Genomic DNA, 1,542 nt, shown 5'->3' on the forward strand with positions numbered 1-1,542 from the left:
CAGGTCGGCAGCCAGACCTTCGGCATCGTCGTCGACGGCGTGTTCCACACCGAAGAAATCGTGGTCAAGCCGATGTCGACGAAGCTGCGTCACATCGACATGTTCTCGGGCAACACCATCCTGGGCGACGGCGCGGTCATCATGATCATCGACCCCAACGGCATTGCCAAGGCGCTCGGCGCCGCCGGCTCCTCGGCCCATGACATGAACAACGACAACGGGGCTCACCACATCGGATCGGGCGAGCAGACCACCTCGCTGCTGGTGTTCCGCGCCGGCTCGTCCCAACCCAAGGCGGTCCCGCTCGGGCTCGTCACGCGCCTCGAAGAACTCCCGGCCGACAAGATCGAGTTCTCGAACGGCCGCTACATGGTGCAGTACCGCGAGCAGCTGATGCCGCTCGTGGCCATGGAGAGCGTCACCATCGCGAGCCAGGGCGCCCAGCCGATCCTGGTGTTCTCCGATGACGGCCGCTCCATGGGCCTCGTCGTCGACGAGATCATCGACATCGTCGAGGAACGGCTCAACATCGAGGTCGGCGGATCCTCCTCCGGCATTCTGGGCTCGGCCGTGATCAAGGGCCAAGCCACCGAAGTGATCGACGTCGGCCACTTCCTGCCGATGGCGTTCTCCGACTGGTTCACCCGCAAGGAGATGAAGCCGTCGCTGCACTCGCAATCGGTGCTGCTGGTCGACGACTCGGCGTTCTTCCGCAACATGCTGGCCCCGGTGCTCAAGGCCGCCGGCTACCGCGTCCGCACCGCGCCGACCGCGCAGGAGGGCCTCGCGGCGCTGCGCGCGCAGAGCTTCGACGTGGTCCTGACCGATATCGAAATGCCCGACATGAACGGGTTCGAGTTTGCCGAGACCATCCGCTCCGACAGCAATCTGGGCGCGATGCCGATCATCGGGCTCTCCGCGCTGGTGTCGCCGGCGGCGATCGAGCGCGGCCGTCAGGCCGGCTTCCACGACTATGTCGCCAAGTTCGACCGTCCCGGTCTGATCGCGGCGCTGAAGGAACAGACCGCGGGCGCCGCCGGTGCCTCCGAGCTGAGCCGCGCAGCAGCCTAACCAGCGGGATCAGGAGAAGCTAACATGACCAAGAAGACCCAGTCCGGCGAAGGCGCCATGGTCGAATACGTCACCGCGATGATCGGCGGCCAGCTGTTCGGCCTGCCGATCTCCCGCGTCCAGGACGTGTTCATGCCCGAGCGCGTCACCCGCGTGCCGCTGTCCTCGCGCGAGATCGCGGGCGTGCTGAACCTGCGCGGCCGCATCGTCACCGTGGTCGACATGCGCGCCCGGCTCGGCCTGCCCAAGCCCGAGGACGGCAAGATCCCGATGGCGGTCGGCGTCGACCTGCGCGGTGAATCCTACGGCCTCTTGATCGACCAGATCGGCGAAGTGCTGCGGCTCGCCGAGGACGGCATGGAAGAAAACCCCGTCAATCTCGATCCCCGCATGGCCAAGCTCGCCGGCGGTGTCCACCGTCTCGACGGCCAGCTCATGGTCGTCCTCGACGTCGACCGCGTCCTCGAGCTC

2 protein-coding genes are annotated in these 1,542 nt (G+C 66.7%); both read left to right on the forward strand.

The features are described 5' to 3' along the window. On the forward strand, window positions 1-1,071 hold a 1,071-nt coding region (locus tag AC0L27_RS41000; RefSeq protein WP_473323768.1), incomplete at its 5' end, for a response regulator. Window positions 1,072-1,095: 24 nt separating this feature from the next. Then, window positions 1,096-1,542 (forward strand): chemotaxis protein CheW (locus tag AC0L27_RS41005; RefSeq protein ID WP_247468230.1); only part of this gene is annotated, 447 nt, incomplete at its 3' end.

Source organism: Bradyrhizobium sp. Ken51 (assembly GCF_055807435.1).